The sequence below is a fragment of the Gemmatimonadales bacterium genome (assembly GCA_041390145.1).
GTDB lineage: Bacteria > Gemmatimonadota > Gemmatimonadetes > Gemmatimonadales > GWC2-71-9 > SPDF01.
This window is the reverse complement of record JAWKQM010000007.1, coordinates 43,167-63,520: the sequence shown is the minus strand read 5'-3', so window position 1 is coordinate 63,520 and position 20,354 is coordinate 43,167. Positions and strand designations below refer to the sequence as shown.

At 68.8% G+C, this 20,354-nt stretch carries 17 protein-coding genes and 1 riboswitch; of the genes, 5 read left to right on the top strand and 12 right to left on the bottom strand.

Features of this window, described 5'->3' with window-relative positions:
* Window positions 1-7 precede the first annotated feature (7 nt).
* Complete coding sequence (locus R2910_07680) at window positions 8-256, bottom strand: hypothetical protein (protein MEZ4412844.1); 249 nt, start codon at window positions 254-256, stop codon at window positions 8-10.
* Window positions 257-375: 119 nt separating this feature from the next.
* Here R2910_07680 and R2910_07675 point away from each other — a divergent pair, with 119 nt between their 5' ends.
* A complete protein-coding gene (locus tag R2910_07675) occupies window positions 376-705 on the top strand; it encodes a nucleotide pyrophosphohydrolase (GenBank protein MEZ4412843.1) in 330 nt (109 codons plus the stop codon).
* 20 nt (window positions 706-725) lie between these two features.
* Here R2910_07675 and rsgA read toward each other — a convergent pair whose 3' ends face one another.
* Genes rsgA through R2910_07660 form a run of 3 tightly spaced genes read right to left on the bottom strand, consistent with a single transcriptional unit; the run spans window position 726 to window position 2,871 of the window.
* On the bottom strand, window positions 726-1,628 hold the full coding sequence (rsgA, locus tag R2910_07670) for a ribosome small subunit-dependent GTPase A (protein MEZ4412842.1): 903 nt from the start codon (window positions 1,626-1,628) through the stop codon (window positions 726-728).
* A complete protein-coding gene (locus tag R2910_07665; GenBank protein ID MEZ4412841.1) occupies window positions 1,625-1,936 on the bottom strand; it encodes a hypothetical protein in 312 nt (103 codons plus the stop codon). The genes rsgA and R2910_07665 overlap by 4 nt, the downstream gene beginning before the upstream one ends.
* Window positions 1,936-2,871, bottom strand: coding sequence for a proline dehydrogenase family protein (locus R2910_07660; GenBank protein ID MEZ4412840.1), 936 nt, complete (start codon window positions 2,869-2,871; stop codon window positions 1,936-1,938). Before R2910_07660 ends, R2910_07665 begins: the two co-directional genes overlap by 1 nt.
* Before the next feature lie 204 nt (window positions 2,872-3,075).
* A riboswitch (cyclic di-GMP riboswitch) is annotated at window positions 3,076-3,162 on the top strand.
* An 87-nt stretch (window positions 3,163-3,249) separates the two neighbouring features.
* Between R2910_07660 and R2910_07655 the strand changes: the two genes are divergently transcribed.
* Window positions 3,250-3,681: a hypothetical protein gene (locus tag R2910_07655; protein ID MEZ4412839.1), complete on the top strand. Its 432-nt coding sequence runs from the start codon at window positions 3,250-3,252 to the stop codon at window positions 3,679-3,681.
* Entirely contained in the window at window positions 3,678-4,808 is a 1,131-nt protein-coding gene (gene rho / locus R2910_07650) for a transcription termination factor Rho (protein ID MEZ4412838.1), read from the top strand. Before R2910_07655 ends, rho begins: the two co-directional genes overlap by 4 nt.
* A gap of 78 nt (window positions 4,809-4,886) precedes the next feature.
* Here the strand turns inward: rho and R2910_07645 are convergent, their stop codons facing one another.
* The 4 genes from R2910_07645 to R2910_07630 are packed head-to-tail and all read right to left on the bottom strand — an operon-like array spanning window position 4,887 to window position 10,486.
* Window positions 4,887-6,461: a M20/M25/M40 family metallo-hydrolase gene (locus tag R2910_07645; protein ID MEZ4412837.1), complete on the bottom strand. Its 1,575-nt coding sequence runs from the start codon at window positions 6,459-6,461 to the stop codon at window positions 4,887-4,889.
* 23 nt (window positions 6,462-6,484) lie between these two features.
* Complete coding sequence (gene fadJ, locus R2910_07640; GenBank protein MEZ4412836.1) at window positions 6,485-8,626, bottom strand: fatty acid oxidation complex subunit alpha FadJ; 2,142 nt, start codon at window positions 8,624-8,626, stop codon at window positions 6,485-6,487.
* Window positions 8,623-9,918, bottom strand: coding sequence for an acetyl-CoA C-acyltransferase (locus R2910_07635; GenBank protein MEZ4412835.1), 1,296 nt, complete (start codon window positions 9,916-9,918; stop codon window positions 8,623-8,625). Before R2910_07635 ends, fadJ begins: the two co-directional genes overlap by 4 nt.
* Window positions 9,919-9,934: 16 nt before the next feature.
* Complete coding sequence (locus R2910_07630; GenBank protein MEZ4412834.1) at window positions 9,935-10,486, bottom strand: class I SAM-dependent methyltransferase; 552 nt, start codon at window positions 10,484-10,486, stop codon at window positions 9,935-9,937.
* On the opposite strand from R2910_07630, the gene glpD reads away from it, so the two are divergent.
* Window positions 10,485-12,173, top strand: coding sequence for a glycerol-3-phosphate dehydrogenase (gene glpD, locus R2910_07625; GenBank protein MEZ4412833.1), 1,689 nt, complete (start codon window positions 10,485-10,487; stop codon window positions 12,171-12,173). The two genes, R2910_07630 and glpD, sit on opposite strands and share 2 nt — an antisense overlap.
* Here glpD and R2910_07620 read toward each other — a convergent pair.
* The 3 genes from R2910_07620 to R2910_07610 all read right to left on the bottom strand — a co-directional run bounded on the left by R2910_07620 (window position 12,100) and on the right by R2910_07610 (window position 16,006).
* Window positions 12,100-14,061, bottom strand: coding sequence for an ATP-binding protein (locus R2910_07620; GenBank protein MEZ4412832.1), 1,962 nt, complete (start codon window positions 14,059-14,061; stop codon window positions 12,100-12,102). The two genes, glpD and R2910_07620, sit on opposite strands and share 74 nt — an antisense overlap.
* On the bottom strand, window positions 14,061-15,167 hold the full coding sequence (locus R2910_07615) for a branched-chain amino acid ABC transporter substrate-binding protein (GenBank protein MEZ4412831.1): 1,107 nt from the start codon (window positions 15,165-15,167) through the stop codon (window positions 14,061-14,063). The genes R2910_07620 and R2910_07615 overlap by 1 nt, the downstream gene beginning before the upstream one ends.
* 140 nt (window positions 15,168-15,307) lie before the next feature.
* Entirely contained in the window at window positions 15,308-16,006 is a 699-nt protein-coding gene (locus tag R2910_07610; protein MEZ4412830.1) for an Ig-like domain-containing protein, read from the bottom strand.
* Window positions 16,007-16,176: 170 nt separating this feature from the next.
* Here R2910_07610 and R2910_07605 point away from each other — a divergent pair, with 170 nt between their 5' ends.
* Entirely contained in the window at window positions 16,177-19,818 is a 3,642-nt protein-coding gene (locus R2910_07605; protein ID MEZ4412829.1) for a multifunctional oxoglutarate decarboxylase/oxoglutarate dehydrogenase thiamine pyrophosphate-binding subunit/dihydrolipoyllysine-residue succinyltransferase subunit, read from the top strand.
* A 98-nt stretch (window positions 19,819-19,916) separates the two neighbouring features.
* Here the strand turns inward: R2910_07605 and R2910_07600 are convergent, their stop codons facing one another.
* Window positions 19,917-20,321: an HNH endonuclease signature motif containing protein gene (locus R2910_07600; protein ID MEZ4412828.1), complete on the bottom strand. Its 405-nt coding sequence runs from the start codon at window positions 20,319-20,321 to the stop codon at window positions 19,917-19,919.
* Window positions 20,322-20,354 lie beyond the last annotated feature (33 nt).

The window sequence follows — 20,354 nt, the reverse complement described above, 5'->3', positions numbered from 1 at the left end:
ATCAATCCTAGCGGAGCGAGGTGAGCCGGCGGAGCGCCTCGAGCTTCTCGAGCGCGGACCCGCCCTGCGAGGGTGCGGCGGGGGCCACCGAAAAGAGATCGCGAATGTCTAGCAGGATCTCGAGCATCAATTGGTCCCGGACGTACGCCGCATCCAGCTCGTCGACCCGGTGCTGGTCGCCGGCCGCGCGGGCGCGTTCGTAGGTTTCGCGGTAGAGTGTGTCGAGGTTGCCGAGAATTCGTTCACGTGAGCGCATCTGCTTGCCGGAATCGGGGGAGTGGCGCCTGCGGGGCAATGGAAGAAGATGCTATACTCCGGAGCGCTTGGCGAGGGGGCACGCCCCTGCCCCGTTTCCACCCCAACCGGACTCCCCCGATGAGCCTTTCCGACGCCCAGCAGCGCGTGGATACCTGGATCAGCCAGTTCGAGGAGGGCTACTTCGATCCCCTCACCAACATGACGCGCCTGGCGGAAGAGGTGGGGGAACTGGCCCGGGAGATCAATCACCGTTTCGGGCAGAAGACCAAGAAGGCGGATGAGCCCGACGGGGATGTGGGGATGGAAATGGCCGACATACTCTTCGTGCTCATCTGCATGGCCAACCGCGAGGGCATCGACCTGCAGGCGTCCTTCGACCGCATGATGGCCAAGGTGGAAGGCCGGGATGCCGATCGCTGGACGCGGAAGCAGGTTCCACGGGAGTAGGGGCGCACCATGGCGCCCCCTTACTCCCACTCCTCCGGCTCCGACTCCGTTTCCTCCAGCAGCATTTGGTAGCTCTCCAGGCGGTCGGGCGCGATTGCGCCGTCCGCCACCGCCGCCCGGATCCGGCACCCCGGCTCGCTCACGTGCCGGCAGTCCTGGAAGCGGCACTCGCCGATGAGGGGACGGAACTCCGGAAAGCAGCTGGCAAGCTCCCGCGGATCGATGCCCCACAACCCGACTTCGTTGAAGCCCGGCGTGTCCACCAGGTAGCCCCCCTCGAACGGCACCATGAGCGCCGACACGGTCGTATTGCGCCCGCGCCGCTGCTTCTCGCTCAGTGCACCGGTCCGCAGCGTGAGGCCGGGGTGGAGCGCGTTCAGCAGGCTCGACTTCCCGGCGCCTGAAGGGCCGGTCACCACCGATTCCCGCCCCCCCATCGCGGCCCGCAGCGCCTCCAGCCCTTCCCCGGTCTTGGCGCTGGTCCGGAAGACCGGATACCCCGCCCTGCGGCAACGCTCCTCGAGCCAGGTGCCGGCGTCGAGATCCACCTTGTTGATCACCACGGCAGCGGGGATCTCGTTGGCTTCCGCCACCACCAGCAGCCGGTCGATCAGTTGGGGGAGAGGGGCAGGGTCGCAGTTGGAGGTGACGACGAAGACGGTGTCGATATTGGCCGCGATGGGCCGGGTGCCGCGACCGAGCGGGACCCGCCGTTCGAGCAGGGTCTTCCGCTCGGCGACGTCGTTGATCGAATAGAGACCGCCGACGGGATCGGGGGTCAGGGTCACCCGGTCGCCGACCACGACCCGCGGGGTGTCACGCTTGGTCTTGCCGCTCAGCACGGCGCGGACTTCCCCGTCCGCCGTCATCACCCGGTACGCCGCCCCATCCCGCTCCAGCACGGTGCCGGCCAGCCCCGTCACCACTCCCCCGGCTGGTTGGCGATGGCCTCGTCCAGCGCGGCCTTCACATCGTAGAGCGAGAGCGCCTTGAGGCGCTCCTCGGCCTCGGCGGCGTTCCGCCCCCAGGCGAGGAAGTCTGTTTCCACGTGGCCCACCGGCGCGGCGCCGGCGGCGTCCCACCGCACGAAGAGCAGCGCCGCGCCAAACCGCCCCCGTTCGTCGGGATCGTCATCGACGTACAGCCCCACCGAATAGGCGTGGCCGTCGCTCCCGCCGAAGGCCGCCGCCCGTCCGTGCTGGGCCATGTATCCGCCGAGGGTGGCCTCCATCAGCTCTTCAAGGCAAGCGTCTCGCGCACCACGTTGCCGAAGATGAACACGATATTGGCCGGACGTTCGGCCAGCCGCCGCATGAGGTAGGGATACCACTTGGTGCCGAAGGGGATGTACACCCGCATGTTGAAGCCATCTTTCCGGAGCCGCTCCTGCAAGTCCCGCCGGACACCGTAGAGCATCTGGAACTCGAACCGTTCGGCGGGAATGCCCTCGCGGGTCACGAACGCCTTGGCATGCTCGAGCATCTGGCTGTCGTGCGTGGCGATGCCGGGGTAATTGCCGTGCTTGAGCAAGTCCTCCATCAACGCGATGAACTGCCGGTCCACGTCCTTCTTGTCGGGAAAGGCGACGTCGGGCGACTCGAGGTAGGCGCCCTTGCAGAGCCGCACACGCGCGCCGATTTCGATGAGCCGTTTCACGTCCGCCGCGGAACGGCGGAGACAGGACTGGATGACGACGCCGGTGTGCTTCCCGAAATCGGCCAGCAGGTGGTGCTCGAAGAAGTCGAGAGTCCGCTGGGTGTACTCCGAGCTTTCCATGTCGAGGCGGACGAAACCGCCGAGGTCGCGCGCCTTGGCCAGGATGCGCCGCATGTTGTCGAGACAGACCGCCTCGTCGATGTCGAACCCCATCTGGGTGAGTTTGACCGAGACGTTGATGTCGGCGCCGGCGGCGGCCAGCCCGTCGAGCATGCGCAGGTACTCGTCTCGGGCTGCGACCGCATCAGCCGCCTGGTTGACGCTCTCGCCGAGGAGGTCCAGCGTGGTGCTGATGCCGAGGTGCTTCAACTCCAGTGCGGCCGCCGTGGCGGTCTCCCTCGTTTCCCCCGCCACGAAGCGGCTGGCGAACTTCCGGGCGAGGCTGTTCCGCCGCAGGAAGTTGAACACACCCTGTTGCTCCGACAGCCACAGTAGGAAGGTGCGCATCATCAGCAGGGGTTCCTTGACGGGGGTCCACAACGGCCCGGAACGGAGGTCCAGGCACCGCCACGAAGTTAGCTAAACTATGTCAGGACAACAAGTTCCGGACCATCGACCGAGGCTAAGCGGGGCCGCTGATTCAACTTACGTGCGGTTTGGCACAATCGGCCCCGGACTTGCGTTCTACCCCTCCCAGCAGTCCATCAACGACCCGCCCGATAAGAGCACACCCGGAGCGATCCGGGGCCGCAAAACTAGAGGTCTCAGGCCGAAGTCAGCCGGAGATAGCTCGGTGCCGAAGGCAGGCAGAGAAGCGGGGCCAGGACCGCCACCCCTCCGGGAGGCACCATCCATGGCCTTGAGCTTATCGGGCGTTGTGGAGACACCATGCGCCCAGCATCCGTTTCACATCGCTTTGTCCCCGTCCTGGCCACCTGGCTCGTTGCGGCGTCGTGCACGGGCCTCGAACCGAGCGCGCCGCCTGATGGCGCGGTCCTGCTGACCCCTCCCGCCGAATACGCCACCTGGTACGCGCGCACCGAGGCGTGTGCCGAGCTCCGCGGGCATCTCGACGGCATCGAGTGGTATGTCGTGCCCGATGTCGCTAGTTTCGAGACCAGCATCGGCGAGAAGGTGGGCCTCTGGGAACGGGTGGGCAACGTCTCACGCATCACCATCGCCGGCGACTACGTGGGGAACGAAATGGTCGTTCGCCATGAAATGCTCCACGACCTGCTGGAGCGCACAGGCCATCCGCCGGAGTACTTCGTGGCACGCTGTCATTTGACGTGGGACTCTTGGGACGCCGGGGCGCAGTGAGCGAACCCCTTCTTGGCATCCTGCAGCTGACGGACCGCGGGACCGCTTTCGTACGTCGTCGTGAATCGGGCTACGCCCCCTCGGACGGCGACCTGTTCGTCCCTCCCCACCTAGTCAAGCAATACGGCCTCCGCACCGGCGATGAAATCGCCGGCGAAGGGGGCCGCGGCGGCAAGGGACGGGGGCCGAGCCTCCAGAAGGTCACCGCCATCAACGGCCTCGCCCCGGCGGAGATCGCCCGGCGCGCCGACTTCTCGAAGCTCCCGGCCACGCACCCGAAGGAAATGCTGACGCTCGAGGTGCCACCCGGCACCAGGCGGACCTCCCACGAAATCACCCGGCTCATCGACCTCCTCTGCCCGTTCGGCAAGGGACAGCGCGCCCTGATCGTCGCCCCCGCCAAGGCGGGCAAGACCACGGTGCTGCAGGCGGTGGCGGAGGGTGTCGCCCGCAACCATCCCGACGCGCAACTGTTCATCCTGCTGGTGGACGAACGGCCGGAAGAAGTCACGGAGATGGAGATGGCCGGGGCGGGCGAAGTGGTGGCGTCGAGTTTCGACCAGCCGCCCGAACGCCATGCCGAGGTGGCCGAGCTTACGCTGGAACGAGCCCGTCGCCAGGTGGAGCTCGGCCGGGACTCGGTCATCATCCTCGATTCGATCACACGACTCGCCCGGGCCTACAACACGCTGGAGCGGGGCACCGGCCGGACGCTGTCGGGCGGCCTCGACGCCAATGCGATGGAGAAGCCGAAGCGCTTCCTCGGCAGCGCCCGGTATGTCGACCCCTCGCGGGGAGGCGGGTCGCTCACCATCATCGCCACCGCGCTGGTGGACACCGGCTCGAAGATGGACCAGGTGATTTTCGAGGAGTTCAAGGGGACAGGCAACAGTGAACTCGTCCTGAGCCGCGAGCTGGCCGAGCGCCGGATCTATCCGGCCATCGACATTCCGGCCAGCTCCACCCGCCGGGAGGAATTGCTCTTCTCGCCGGAGGCACTCGCGGCCTCGCACGCCCTGCGGCAGCGCACCGCCGGGATGACCGGCATCAACGCGATGCAGGACGTCCTCTCGCTCTTCCGCGGGGCCAAGACCAACGCCGAGCTGATCCCGACGCTGACGCGGTAACGGCGCCTCGGCCCGCAAGACAACGGCGCGACACCTCACCGAGGTGCCGCGCCTTGTTGTTGCGTGCCTTCCCTGCGGCTATCGCGTGTACTCCGAGAAGGAGCGCGCCGCGGGCTGGCACTCCGGCCAGGTCATCTGCTCGCCGGTCCGCGAATTCATCGGCATGACCCGGCGATCACGGGGGATCTGGTTCGGATCCTGGGCCGCCTGGTAGGCCAGCATGGCGGTGAGCGTTGCGTTGTTGCGCACTTCGCTCAGGACCAGCTTGTCGTAGGTGTCGCGGTTGGTGTGCCAGGTGTACGCGAAGTACTCCCACGGCAGGGATCCGAGCCCGAACCCCGGGGCGCCGTAGCAGGCGACGGAGGCGTTGTCGGACCCGCCGCCGGCGGGGGTGCCGGGCACGCTGAACGACTTGAAGTTGCCGGTAATTTCCGACGGCACGTTGGAGAACCAGTTGGCCAGGAAGCCGCCGGCGTCCATCAGGCCGGCGCCGCTGACGTAGGCCACCCGCCCAGTGCCGTTGTCCTGGTTGAACAGCGCCTGCAGCCCCTCGACGACCTTCGGGTGGTCGGCCATGTAGGCGCGCGACCCGTTGAGGCCCTGCTCCTCGCCGCTCCAGTGCCCGACGATGATGGTCCGGCTGGGACGCGGGAGGACCGCCTTCAGGATCCGCATCGCCTCCATCATCACGACCGTCCCGGTGCCGTTGTCCGTGGCGCCGGACGAGCCGTCCCAGCTGTCGAAGTGGGCCGAGAGGACCACGTATTCATCGGCGCGATCGGTGCCCGGGATCGTGGCGATCGTATTGAAGACCGGCACCTCGCCGAGGTCCTTCGATTCCGCCGTGACCCGCAGGATCGGCCCCTGCTTGTTCTCCGCGAGGCGGTAGACCAGCCCGTAATCCTCGCAGCTCAACACGGCGGCGGGCACGGTGGTCGTCTTGCCGTCGAAAATCCGGAAGCTGCCCCACCCGCGCGACCAGTTGCTGGTCAGTACGCCCTTGGCCCCGGCGCCCTGCAGGGCGAGCTGGAGGCTCTTGTTGTTGAGCCCGGTGCGCTTCAGCCGTGCCGACCAGGCCGCCCGGTACTCGTCGCGCTCCTTCACCAGCCGGTCCCACTCCTCTGGCAGTGCTGATTCGCGGTAGCTCGAATCCGGGCGGCAGGTGAGCTCCGGCGCGCTGATCAGGACATAGGCGCCCTTGACCGACGTGATGGCAGCGGCGAAGGCGGCCGAATCGGCGGCATCCGGCAGGATCACGACGGGGCCGTCGACCGGCTTGCCCTTGGTGCCCGGGCTCCAGGCCAGGATCATCCCTTCGAGCGAGCGGACGCGGGGGGCAATGAGATCCAGGTGACTGACCCCACGCTGCCACCCCTTCCAGGTGCCGTACTGGACATTCTCGGCGCTGATGCCCCAGCCGGCGTACGTCTTGACCAGCCAGTCGTTGCCCGCCTTCATGCCGGGCGACCCGGTGAGGCGCGGCCCGATGGAGTCATCGAGCACCTGGGCGAGCGTGCCGACATGCGAACTGTCCATGCCCATGGCCCAGATCCGCTTGATGATCGGGTCGTTCGAGGGAAAGCTCTGGCCCCACACAGGCGTCGCCGCGCCCGCGAACGCCGCCAACAAGACCAACAGGGACAATCTGCGCATTGTACTGCTCCTATACGAGAGAATTACCGTGACCCACCGTCGTCATAGAACCGGCCACCCTGCTCCGCCATCGCCACCAGCGAGCCGGCCGGGGTGAAGCGCGGCCCGAACTCCGCCGCCAGCGCGCGCAGGGTCGAGACGACCTGCGCCGCACCCAGGTCGTCGATCATCCGGAGCGGGCCACCGCGGAAGGGCGGGAACCCGATGCCGAAGATGGCGCCGATATCGCCGTCGCGCGGCGAGCGCACAACGCCCTCGCTGGCCGCCATCGCGGCCTCGTTGAGCATTGCATACACGAGTCGCTGTTCAATGGTCTGGGGGCTGACCCGGTCCGACGGCGTAATGGAGAGCAGCCGGTACACCGGATGGTCCACCCCGGCCTTCTTGCCGCCCTCATAACGGTAGAACCCCCGGCCGTTCTTCCGGCCGAGCCGGTTGTCGGCCAGCATTTTCCCGATGGCATCAGCCGGCGTCAGCCGCTCGCCGAACGCCTGGTGCATGACGCCGCCGCCCTTGGCCGCGACATCAAGACCGACCTCGTCGAGCAGCGCGATCGGCCCGACGGGGAACCCGAACTTGGTCATCGTCCGGTCGAGGGCTTCGATCGGTGTGCCCTCCATGAGGAGGTGCCCCGCCTCGTTCAGGTAGGGGGAGAGGATCCGGTTGACCCAGAAGCCGGGGCGGTCGGCCACGACGATGACCGTCTTTCCCATGCGCCGCCCGAACTGCACGGCGGTGGCAATGGCATCGGGTGCCGTCGCCGCGCCGGGAATCACCTCCAGCAGGGGCATGCGATCCACCGGGCTGAAGAAGTGCATGCCGAGCACCCGTTCCGGGTGGTGGGCGCCGGTGGCGATTTCGGTGATGGGAATGGTGGAGGTGTTGGTGGCGATGATCGCCTGGTCGCCGACGGTGCCCTCGATCTCGGCCACCACCGTGCGCTTTACCGTGAGTTCCTCGAAGACCGCCTCGATGACCAGGTCAATGCGCGGGAAGCCGGAGAAATCCGCCGTGCCGGAGAGGAGCGCCACCGACCGGGCGTACTCCTGGCGCGTGATCCGGCGGCGCTTGAGCCGTCCGTCGAGAATGCCGGTCGCCGCCTTGAGCCCCTTCCCCACCCGCGGAAGGTCGGCGTCCTTCATCCGGACCTCGACCCCTGCCTGCGCGACGGCCGTGCCGGCAATGCCCGAGCCCATGAAGCCCGCGCCGACCACGCCGAGGCGGCGGACGGGGCGAGGGGTCGCCGTGCCGGGGGCCACGCCGTCGTCCTTCTTGAGGGCGGTGGTGGCAAAGAAGATCTGCACCAGCTTCCGGGAAACGGGACTGACGGCGAGTTCCCCGAACCGGCGGTGCTCATCTTCGAGCCCCGCGCGCATCCCGCGCTCCAGGCCGGTCCGCACCGCTGCGAGCGCCGAGAGGGGCGCCGGATAGTGACCACCCGTCTTGGCGAGCACTGATTTCTTCGCCATCCGGTACACCAGCGCCCGGCCCAGCGGGTTTGCGTCGAGCAGGAGGCCAGCCATGCCGCCGCGCCGCGGGCGACGGGACAGGCCGGATTCACTGAGCCGCCGCGCAGCGGCGAGCGCCACGCTGCGAAGGAGGGGCGGTGGCACCAGCTCGTCCACCATGCCGAGCTTGAATGCCTTGGCGGCCCGCTCCGACTTGCCCGCCAGTATGATATCGAGGGCGGCCCGGACGCCGATCAGGCGCGGCAGCCGCTGGCACCCGCCGGCACCCGGCAGGATGCCGAGCTGCACCTCGGGCAATCCGAGCTGGGTTTTCGGGTGGTTGGTGGCGATCCGGTACTGGCAGGCGAGCGCCAGCTCGAGTCCTCCGCCGAGACAACTCCCGTGCACGGCGGCCACGATCGGCTTCGGAAAGGCGGCCACACGGTCCATGATGGCCTGTCCGTCCCGGGAGAGCGCCTCCGCGGCCGCCTGGTCGGGGAGCGCCACGAACTCCTCGATGTCGGCGCCGGCAATGAAGTTGTCGCGCTTGCCCGAGATGATCACGACCGCGCGCACCGCCGGGTCGTTGCGCAGCTGCTCGAGCAGGGCCTCGAACTCCGCCTTGGCGGCGGCATTCAGGATATTGACCGGCGAACCGGGCTGGTCGATCGTGAGGACGGCGACGCCCTGCTCCTCGACCACGGTGAAGATGCTCATGCGCGCTCCAGGACCATCGCGAAGCCCATTCCGCCCTGCGCGCAGATCGAGACCAGCCCGAACTGCACGTCTCGCCGGTGCATCTCGTTCGCCAGGGTGGTGACGATGCGCGCGCCAGTGGCGCCGAAGGGATGCCCGATGGCAATAGAGCCGCCGAGCACGTTGGTGACATCCCAGTTGACCTCGCCCACCGGCCCGGGAAGCCCGAGACGGTCGGCCCATGCCTTGGAGCCCCACGCCTGGATGTTCGAGAGCACCTGCGCGGCGAAGGCCTCGTGAATCTCGACCAGGCCGATATCGTTCCAGGTCAGTCCGGCGCGCTCCAGGGCGCGCGGCACCGCGATGGCCGGCCCCATGAGGAGTTGCCACCCCGGGTCCACCGCCGCCACCGCGTAACTGCGCACCGTGGCGAGGGGACGATACCCGAGCGCGGTGGCCTTTTCCTCGGCCATCATGACCACCGCCGCCCCACCGTCGGTCAGCGGGGAGGCGTTGCCGGCCGTCACCGAGCCGTAGCGGCGATCGAACACCGGCTTGAGCTTGGCCAGCGCTTCGAGGGAGGTGTCGGCGCGAATGCCGTTGTCGCTGGCCAGGACCTCGTCCATGCCGCGACCGCCAAACCAGGGGGCGATTTCCGCGGTAAGTCGGCCATCGGCAGTCCCCGCGGCTGCCCGCTGGTGGCTGAGCAGCGCCACCCGGTCCTGATCCTCGCGACGGATGCCGTTTTCCTGCGCCATCTTCTCGGCGGACTGCCCCATGGATTCGCCGGTAGAGGGTTCCGCGATGCCGGGGGTGACGGGCACCAGATCCCGCGGCCGGACCTTCGACAGCACGCCGAGTCGCTGGGTCAGGCTCCGCGCCTTGCTGGCCTGGAGCAGCAGCGCGCTGAACCGCCGGGAGTGCAGGATCGGGATGTCCGACAGCGATTCCGCGCCGCCGGCGACGACGACGTCGGCCCGTCCGAGCATGATCTGGTCGGCCGCGTTGACGATGGCCTGGGCCCCGGACGCGCAGGCGCGGTTGAGCGTGTAGGCGGGGATGGTCTTGGGAAACTGGGGGAGGAGGCTCACTTCGCGCGCGAGATTCGGCGCGAGGACCGAGGGGATGACCTGTCCGAAGATGACTTCGTCCACTTCGGCCCCGGACAGGTCCGTCCGGTAGAGCAATTCTCGCGTGGCATGGCGGGCCAGAGTGACCGCGTCGACGTCCTTGAGCGCTGTGCCACTCTTCGCAAAGGGAGTCCGCATGCCGGCGACGACGGCTGCCCGTCGTCCGGCTGGGATCGTCAGCATGTTATCGTTCGTCTGTTTAAGGTTCGTCAGGGCGCCGGCGGGCCACGACACTCGCGACCGCGCGCCAGCGCTCCACGTCCACCGGTTCGAGCACCTCGCGGCCGTGGAGGACCTCCAGCGGCGTGATCAACTGGGCCAGTTCTCCCCGGCCCAGCAGGTGCTTTTCATTGGTCGGCCCCCAGCCAAGATCCCGCTGGGTGGTCAGGAACGTCTCCATGATGAGCGTGCCACCGGGGGCCAGCGCGTCCAGGACGCGCGCCATGCGCTCCCGGTCAAGATAGTTGAACTGGAGAACGGCATCAAAAGGCGGAACCGCCGGCCAGTCGCCCTCGAGGTCGACCTCCTGCCAGTCGACCTGGACGCCGCGCGCCGCCGCCGCTGCGCGCCCTTCCTCGAGCTTGGCGGCGCTCCGGTCCCAGGCGGTCACCTCGGCCCCCCGCGCCGCGGCGGCCAGGCTGTGCCGGCCCGTGCCACACGCAAGATCGAGTACGCGCATCCCCGGACGAATGAGGTAATCGTGCCACGTAAACCAGGTACTGGGCAGGGGAAGCCGCCCCTCGGAAGCCATGGACACTCGTAACGTTTCCTTCCGCTGTGCGACATTGGACCGGCTGACGGCACGGCCGTACGACCTGCTCGTCATCGGGGGCGGCATTACCGGCGCGGGAATCGCCCGGGACGCCGCCATGCGGGGATTCCGCACGGCACTCATTGAAGCCCGGGATCTCGCCTCGGGAACCAGCTCGCTGTCCAGCCGTCTCATCCACGGCGGCCTGCGCTACCTCGAACAGGGGCAATTTCACCTGGTCCGGGAAGCTACGCGAGAGCGCCGGACCCTCCTCACCATCGCCCCGCACCTGGTGCGACCGCTGCCCTTTGTCTTCCCGGTCCATAAGGGCGACCGGGTGCCGCTCTGGAAGCTGGCCGCCGGGATGTTCCTCTACGACCTGCTGGCCCCGCTTCGGAATGTGCGCCGACACCGCATCCTCGGCAAGCGCGCCCTCCTCGCCCAGGAGCCGATGCTGCGCGAGCGGGGACTGGTCGGCGGGGCGCGGTACTACGACGCGCAGTGCGATGATGCCCGCCTCGTCATCGCGACGGCCCGCTCGGCGATGCTGCACGGCGCCGACCTGGCGACCTACACCCGGGTGATCGGCCTCGAACGGAGCGGGGGCGAAGTCCGCGGGGCGGTCGTCGAGGACGAGTACATGCGCCAGGGGCAGATCCGCGCCGCGGTGGTGGTGAACGCGACCGGGCCATGGACCGACGGCATCCGCCGGCTCGAGGACCCCGGCGCCAAGCCGATGCTCCGCCGCACCCGAGGGGCCCACGTGATGGTGCGCCGCGAGCGGATCGGACACACCGCGGCCGTCACCCTGACCAGCCCCATCGACGGCCGCGTGATGTTCGTCCTCCCCTGGGGCGAGTTCTCCTACATCGGCACCACCGACACCGACGAGCCCGGCCCTCCCGAAGCGGCCGCGCCGAGCGAGGACGATGTACACTACCTCCTCCGCTCGGCCAACGCCTGCTTTCCCCAGGCCCACCTGACGGAGGAGGACGTAGTCTCGAGCTGGGCCGGTGTCCGCGCGCTCATCGACTCCGGCGAGCCCGGCACCGCGTCTTCGGTGAGCCGGGAACACGTCATTCGACGGGGACCGGGGGGCATGCTGACCATCGCCGGCGGGAAGCTGACCACCTATCGCTCCATGGCGGCGGAACTTGTCGACGAGGTGGCCGCGGAACTGACGCGACGGGAAGGCCGCCCGCGCCCCTCCCGGGCCCCCACCGACACCGAGCCGCTCCCCGGCGGCGAGGCCGCCGATCTTGACCCGATGCGGCAGACGATGCTCGACCTCGGCCTCGGCGCCGAGACGGCCGACCACCTCCTGCGCCACTATGGAACCGAGGCCGCGGCGATCTGCAATCTCGGCCGCCTCGAGCGGGGCCTGCTGGAGCGCCTGCACCCCGACCACCCCGCCATCGAAGCGGAGGTCGTCCACCACGCCCGCCGCGAACTGGCCACCCACATCGACGATGTGCTGGTCCGGCGCATCCACCTGCACTACGAGACCACCGATCACGGCGCGCAGGCGGCGCCGAAGGTCGCCGCGCTGCTCGGTCGGGAACTGAACTGGGATGAGGGTCGGGTGAGGAGTGAGTTGGCCGGCTGGCAACCGCTCAGCCAGCCGGTGGCGCCTGCTGCACCACCTGGAGCAGCCGCGTCTCCACCTCCTCCAGCGACACCGGCTTGAGGAGGATGCGGTCGGCGGGAATGGTGCTCTCTCCCGCCCGCCTCGTGTGGGACCCGCTCGTCAGGTGGGAGAGGTCGCCGGACAGGAAGACGACCCGGTCGGCCAGCGCCGGATAGCGGTTCCGCAGCTCGGCGTGGAGGGCCACGCCGTCCATCCGCGGCATGCGCAGGTCGGCCAGCAGCACGTCGAACTTCCCCTGCGACGCCGCAATCCGGTCCAGGGCGTCGATGCCGTCACCCGCCTCCTCCACGGCGGCGCCGCGCCGCGCCAGGAATCGCGCGATCGGCCGACGGAGCGCCGCTTCATCGTCGACGAGCAGGATCCGCACTCCCTCCAGCGTGGCTGGCAGGCCGGGCCGCACCTGGTCGCGCGGAGTAATGAGCCAGTCGCCCTCTCCGGCGGTGCGGAACCTAAGCTTGAACCGCGCCCCCCCTTCCGGTGCCTCATCGGCTTCGATCTCTCCCCCCGCATCCCGCAGAATCTGGCGTGAGATGTAGAGCCCGAGCCCGGTCCCCTGCCGACCCTTGGTGGTCACGAACGGCCGGAAGAGCCGCCGGTGGAGCCCGGCCGGGATGCCGGGGCCGTTGTCGGAGAGCGTCAGCCAGACAGCGTCGGCATCGGCTCCGCTCGCAATGGTGATTCGTCTCGGCGGGGCCACCTGGCGGACGGCGTGCACCGCGTTGCTGAGGAGGTTCACGAACACCTGTTCGAGGCGTGCGGGATCCCCATAGACCCGCGGGAGGTCGGGATCGATGCCGGCGTCGAGGGTGATTTCGGCGACGCCGAACTGGTACGACACGAGATCGATCGCCTCGCGCAGCACCTTCCCGAGATTCGCGGTCTCGGCCCGGGGCTCGCTCCCGCTCCGCGCGAAGCGGAGGAGGCCCGACAGCAGCTTGCCTGCGCGTCGCGACTGGCGAAGGATCTGCGTGAGGTCCTGTCGGTCGTCGGGGCGGAGGTCGTCGTCCTCGAGGCGCTGCTGGGCGATCGCGGAGATGGCCATCAGCGGATTGTTCACCTCGTGGGCGACACCGGCGATGAGTTCTCCCGCCGCCGCGAACCGCCCCTGTTCCTCCGCCCGCTCCCGAAGCACCGAGGTCATGTGATTGAAGTGGTCGGCAAGACGCCCAATCTCATCGGCGTGGCGGACGGGGACCTGCGCATGCAGGTCCCCTTCGGCGACCTGGGTCAGCCCCTCTTCGAGGTCCCGCAGCGGCGTGCCCAGCCGGCGATACGCCAGGAGCAGCACGGTGGGCAGGAAGAAGAGACCGATCACCAGCCAGATGATCACGGCGCGCAGCGCCTGCCCCGTGGCGTGGGAAAGTTCATCCTCGCGACGCACCAGGTCGGAGAGACCGCGCCGTTCCGCCTCCGCCAGGTGCCGGTTCATCTCGCCCACCAGCACGTTGACCGACATCATGCGCGCGGCCGCGGCCTCGTAGCGGCCGAGCTCCAGCAGGCTCACCACTTCGAGCGCCCCGCTCTCCAGCTGCGCAATCGCCTCATCGGCGGTGGCCATGGCGGTGCGCATTGCCTCCGGGACTGCCGTAAACGCGCGCGTGCTGCGTTCGTCCGGGGCCTCCGCCAGCTGCTCCCGAAGGCGATTCAGCGAGGCGGGATATCCTGGCGGGCCCAGCGCCACGAGCCCCTGCAGGTCGCGCACCTCGGCCTCAAGCCGCTGGGATCGGGCATTGAGCACCCCGAAGAGCTCGACCACCGGTTCGGTGTCCCTCCGCAGCAGCACCGCCCCGGGATGCATGCGTGCCGCGAGGAAGATGGACACGCCGAGCACGTACAGCCCCACCATCCCCACCAGGAACAGGAAGAGCGTCCGGATGCTGAGCGCTCGCCGCCATCGGGGGGCTACAGGGTAGTTGCCGGTGGCCATTACCAGACTCCCGCTTCGGGCACCGTGACAGGCACGCCATCCCGGAGGCGGACCAGGACGAGATTGTGGCGGGCGCCCCGGCGGAAACTGATGTCGCCGGTCACTCCCTGGTACGGTGGCCGATCGCCGCCCAGCGAGCGCAGCCAGTCCCGCACCGCGGCACGATCGGGGCCCACCTCACGGATTGCCTGGGCGAGCACCATGACGGCGTCATACCGCATCGCCTCGAAGGCCGCTGGTTCACGGCCGGTTTCGAGGCGGTAGCGCCGGATGAAGTCACGCTGCACGGGGACCGTCGTATCCGCCACCCAGAAGGTGGTGAGGTACAGGGAGTCGGCAGCGGCGCCCGCGGCCAGCATCAGATCCGGAAGCTGGTCGTAGGCACCGTCGGCTGCCAGGAGGCGGATCGACGGGTCATGCTCGAAGACGATGGCGGCCATCTGGGCCACCTCGATCCGGCGGCCGACCAGGACAACGAGATCGGGCCGGCTCCGCTGCAATGACGCCTCGACCAGTGTCTGGAGGTCGGAACCGATCACGTACGGCACTTCATCCACCGGCTGCAGGTTTCTGGTGGCGAGCCAACGGCGCAGTTCGGCCCGAATCCCGGCACCATAGGCGGTGTTCACGAAGTAGATCGCAATCCGGGACGCCTTCAGCCCGTCGACCGCGGCCTCCCCCAGGAACGCCGCCTCGATGGAGTCGGTCGGCGCCAGGGGGAAGATCCACTCCCCGAGCTCCCAGAGCCGGCCACTGGTGGCGGTCGGCACCACGAGCGGAACGCCCGCGTCGCTGTAGATGGGCGCCGTGATCAGGGTGCCCCTGCTGCCGGCGTGACCGACGACACCCATGACCCCGGGCAATGCCACCAACCGGCGCGCCCGCGCGATTTCCACGGTAGACTCGGTGCCCCCAGAGTCCCAGTCGCCCACAACCCGGATGGCGCCCAGGGTCGTATCCGACGGGAGGGCTGCCGCCGCCACGAGCGCAGCGCGCTGGCCGTCCCGTGGAAAGGCGTAGCCGATGACGGCCGCACCGGTCGGCGGCTCGCAGGCGGCCAGCGCTGCGGCAACGACCACGGCGACCAAGGGCGCAAAGATTCGCATGGCGAAGGGATTGTGAGGAAAGGTGCGCGGGGTTCCCGGGAGGTTACCGAGGAGAGTGGAGGGAATCAAGAGCGCCCAGGGCCCCGGGGGGAACCCGGAACCTGGGCGCATGTCGCCGCCGGGGCGGGGGGGGGACGATGTTACGGGGTGACCGTCAGGTCGAAATCCACGCCTGGCAGCGCGACCCCGGGAATTGCGCGAATCACGACCGCGCCGGGCACGGCACCGGCGGTGACTTCCACCGATGCCGTCCCGCCAGGTCCGGTGTTGACGGACGAGGCGGAGAGCGTCGCGGTGCCGGAAAAAACGGTCCAGGTGACCGTCGTCCCTTCGACGGGATTGCCGTAGGTGTCCTGCAGCTTGACCGTGAGCGGTTCCGAGGCCGTCGCGCCTGCCGCCACCACCTGATTGTTGCCCGCCAGCAGATCGAAACTGGTGGCCGGCCCCGCCAGCGCCGTTGCGGTCAAGAGGACTGGCGAGCCCTCCGCACCATCCACCGAGGCAGTTCCCGACAGGGTGCCACTCGCCGTGGGCAATGTCCAGGTGGCGAGGGCGATGCCATCGTCACCTGTCGTCCCGACCCCAGGGGCGATCACTCCATTCCCGATCGCCGCCGCCCAGTGCACGGAGGCCCCGGCCAGTGGCAGGCTGTTTCGGGTGACAAGGACACGGAGGTTGTTCACCAACTGGGTCCCCACCGTCCCGGCCTGTCCGTTCCCGTTCCCCACCGGGGTGAGGGCAACTTCGAGAACCGCGGGCGGGCTGGTCGTGTCGCTTCCACAGGCCGCCAGCGCGATCGCGGCTGCCGAGCAGATGGTGACGATGGAGAGGTGTCGCATGGCGCACTCCTGAATATTGGGACCCACCGGCAGAAGACTCAGGAAAGGTCATCGGGCCGAGGGGCTGTGTCTAGGAGGGACGTCGGGAAGGAGATCTCATGCACGCGCTGTGCATGCGGCCGGGCGATTATCTTTCCGTACAACGTCCAGGGCTTCGGGCCCTGCGACCCATGCTTCCCACTGCAGTGGAGCGGTTCGTGGACTTGAACGTGTTCGAGACGGCCAACGCCGGATTTGCGCAGGCTGTGTACGAGGAATACCTGCGCGACCCCACAGCGGTCTCCGAGGAATGGCGCCGCCTCTTCGAGAGCGGCGTGATCGGCGAAACGCCGACCGTCGACACCGCCGCGGGGAACGGCAAGCCGGCCGCCACGAGCCCCGCTTCCGAGGCCCCGGCCACCCCCGCCGCGCCTCCCGGCCAGCCTGTGCCGCCCAATGCCGTGCTCCTCAAGGGGCCCGCCGGACGTCTCGTGGCCAACATGAACGAGAGCCTGACGGTCCCGACGGCCACGACCTTTCGGGAACTGCCGGTTGCCTCCCTGGAGGCGCACCGTGCCCGGCTGAACGCCGCGCTGGCGGCCGCGGGCCGGACCGAAAAGATCTCGTTCACCCACCTCATCGGGTTCGCGATCATCCAGGCGGTCAAGGCCCACCCCTCGATGGTCGACACGCTGAGCATGATCAACGGCGCGCCGCATCGGGTGAGCCCGCCGTCGGTTGGGCTGGGGATCGCGGTGGACATGGAGCGGAAGGATGGCACGCGCGGCCTCGTGGTGCCGGTCATCAAGTCCGCCGAGACGATGGACTTTGCGGAGTTTCACGCGACCTATGAAACGCTGATCGAGAAGGCGCGCACCAGCAAGCTGATGCCGGACGATTTCTCCGGCGGCACAATCCAGCTCACCAATCCCGGGGGGCTCGGCACGGTGGCCTCCGTCCCCCGCCTGATGGCGGGCCAGGGGACCATCATCGCGGTGGGCGCCATCAGCTATCCCCCGGAGTTCTCCACCGTGCCGCCGGAGCGGGTGCGAGAGCTGGGCATCAGCAAGGTCATGACCATCACCAGCACCTACGATCACCGCGTGATCCAGGGCGCTGAATCGGGCACCTTCCTCCGGACCATCGAGCGGTTTCTCTCGGGAACCGAGCCGTTCTACGAGGCGATCGCGGAGAGCCTCCACCTTCCAGCCGCCACGGGCATGCCCACCACCGCCGTGGCTCCGGCCGCGCGCGCGGTCGCCTCGGCTTCGGCGGCCTCTCCCGATGAGCTGTCACAGGTGGCCGCCGCGATGGGGCTGGTCAAGGCGTTCCGGACCCATGGCCACCTGGCCGCCCGGCTCGACCCGCTGGGCAGCGAGCCGATCGGCGATCCGGCACTCGACCCTGAGCAGCTCGGCCTGAGCCCGGCCATTCTCGCCCGCATCCCGTCGCGGGTGCTGCGCATCGCGGTCCCCGGCGACACCCTCGCCGAGGCGTTGCCGCGCCTGAAGGAGACCTACTGCGGCACGATCGCGTACGAGGTGGAGCATATCTCCGATCACGCGGAGCGGGTCTGGCTCCGCAACGCGATCGAATCCGGCACCTACCGGAAGCCGCTGGCCGCGGACGAGCGGAAGCGCCTGCTCGCGCGGCTGACCGCCGTCGAGACCTTCGAGCGGTTCCTCCACAAGGCGTACCTGGGCCAGAAGCGATTCTCCATCGAGGGGGTGGACGCCCTCGTGCCGATGCTGGACCTGGCGAACGACCTCGCTGCCGATCAGGGGGCGCGGGAGGTGGCCATCGGGATGGCGCACCGCGGCCGACTGAACGTCCTGGTCCACAACGTCGGCCGGCCCTACGAGTCGATCATGGCGGAATTCGAGGGGCACAAGGCGCACCCGGGCGAGCCGGACGCCGGCACCGGCGACGTCAAATACCATCTTGGCGCGGAAGGCGCGATCCGCAGCACCAGCGGGAAGTCGGTGCGGGTGAGCGTCCTCCCGAATCCCAGCCACCTCGAGTTCGTCGGGCCGGTGGTGAACGGCCGCACCCGCGCCCGCCAGACATCGCGGAAGGGCCGGGTCATCGAGCACGACCCGACCGAGGCGCTGCCCATCATCATCCACGGCGACGCCGCGTTCGCCGGGCAGGGCGTTGTGTCCGAGACGCTGAACCTCGCCAACCTCGCGGGATACGACCCGGGTGGCACGCTGCACATCATCACGAACAACCAGATCGGGTTCACCACGGACGTGCGGGATTCCCGCTCGACGCGGCACGCCTCCGACCTGGCGAAGGGGTTCGACGTGGCCATTATCCACGTCAACGCCGACGACCCGGAAGCGTGTCTGAGCGCGGTGCGGCTGGCCATGGCGTACCGGGCCAAGTTCCGGAGCGACGTCCTGATCGACCTGGTCGGGTACCGGCGCTGGGGCCACAACGAGGGCGACGAGCCGGCGTACACGCAGCCCATCATGTACGAAGCCATCCGGGGCCACCTGCCGGTGCGGGCCCGGTACGCGGCGCAGCTGGTAAGCGACGGCGTGCTGAGCGCGGCCGAGGCGGACGCCGAGGCGGAGGGGGCGTACCAGCGACTGGTGGATGTGCAGCAGGCGATGAAGACGGCGGCGCCGCCCCGAGTCGATGGGCAGCCCACCGTCCACGAGGAGGTGCCGTTCGTGGAAACCGCGCTTCCCGCGGAGTTCCTGACGGCGCTCAACGACGAGTTGCTCACCTGGCCGGAGGGATTCACCGCCCATCCGAAGCTGGCCCGGCAGCTGGAACGCCGCCGCAAGGACCTGACGACACCGGCCGGGATTGACTGGGGCCAGGCCGAGGCGCTGGCCATGGGGTCCTTGCTGCTGGAGGGAGTGCCGATCCGTCTGACGGGGCAGGACACGGAGCGGGGCACGTTCAGCCACCGGCACTTCGTGCTGCACGACGTGAAGACCGGCGAGACCTGGTCACCGATCCAGCGGCTCTCCGGAGCGCAGGCACCGATCGAGATCCACAACAGCCCGCTCTCCGAACTGGCGACGATGGGCTTCGAGTATGGCTACAGCGTGGCCGCGCCGGAGGCGCTGGTGCTGTGGGAGGGGCAGTTCGGCGACTTCGTCAACGGTGCCCAGGTCTTCCTGGACCAGTTCCTCGCGGCGGGGCAGTCCAAGTGGGGGCAGCGGACGCGCCTGACCCTGCTCCTGCCGCATGGGTACGAGGGACAGGGGCCGGAGCATTCGAGCGCGCGGCTCGAGCGGTTCCTGCAGCTCTGTGCCGAGCGCAACATGCGGGTGGCCAATTGCACGACGCCGGCGCAGTACTTCCACCTGCTTCGGCAGCAGGCACACAACGGGCTGATTCGCCCGTTGATCATCATGACCCCGAAGAGCCTGCTCCGGTTGCCGGCCGCCGCCTCGTCATTGACGGACCTGATCGACGACGCCTTCCGTCCGGTGCTCGACGACCCGACGCGCCCCACCGATGCCACCCGCCTGGTGCTCTGTTCCGGGAAGCTGTACTACGAGTTGCTGGCGGGGCTCCCGGCGGAAGGGGAGCGTCCGGCCATCGTCCGACAGGAATTGCTCTACCCCTACCCCGCCGACGAGCTCCGCGCGGTGTTTGCCCGCTATCCGGCGCTTCGGGAAGTGGTGTGGGCACAGGAGGAACCGAGGAACATGGGTGCATGGGGCTTCGTGCAGGAGCGCCTCACCGCCGTGCTGCCGGAGGGGGTGACGCTTCGCTATGCCGGCCGGCCCGACCGCGCGAGCCCGGCCGAGGGATATCCCTCAGTCCATATCGCCGAGCAGGCACGGATTGTCAGGGAGGCAGTCGAGTAGGCGGGGCAGCGGGGCAGCGGGGCAGCGGGGCAGAAAGCAAGAAACGGAGGGCTCCTCAGGGAACCCTCCGTTCTGCCTACCTGCCCCGCCTCCCGCCGCTAGGCGGGAAGGATCGGCCTCTCTGACGCCTTGCGCGCCAGTTCCTTCAACGGTTCTGAGAGGTGCTCGCCGTAGTGAAGGAGAAAGACCCCGCGCGAGCGCTTCTGCATCAGGAACGCGACGAGGGGGGTGTCAGCCTTGGCCGCGTTGCAATCGCGGCAACAGAGCACGAGGTTGTCGGGGCGGTCGTAGGCGTCCTGCCCGCGCCGCGGCCGGACGTGATCGAGCGTGATGGCCTCTGGTGCCGTCTCAACGCCGCAATAGGCGCAGATCGAGCCATGTTCGGCGAGGAGCCACTCGCGATGACCGGAGTAGGAGCGACCGGCGGACCGGCGGAAGGAGGGGGCCGCGATCGCCGCGGCGTTCGAGCTGGGACTTCTGCGTCGTCTGGATGTTCGTGCCACAAACCCTGCCTGAAGTGTCGTACACGGTCCGGA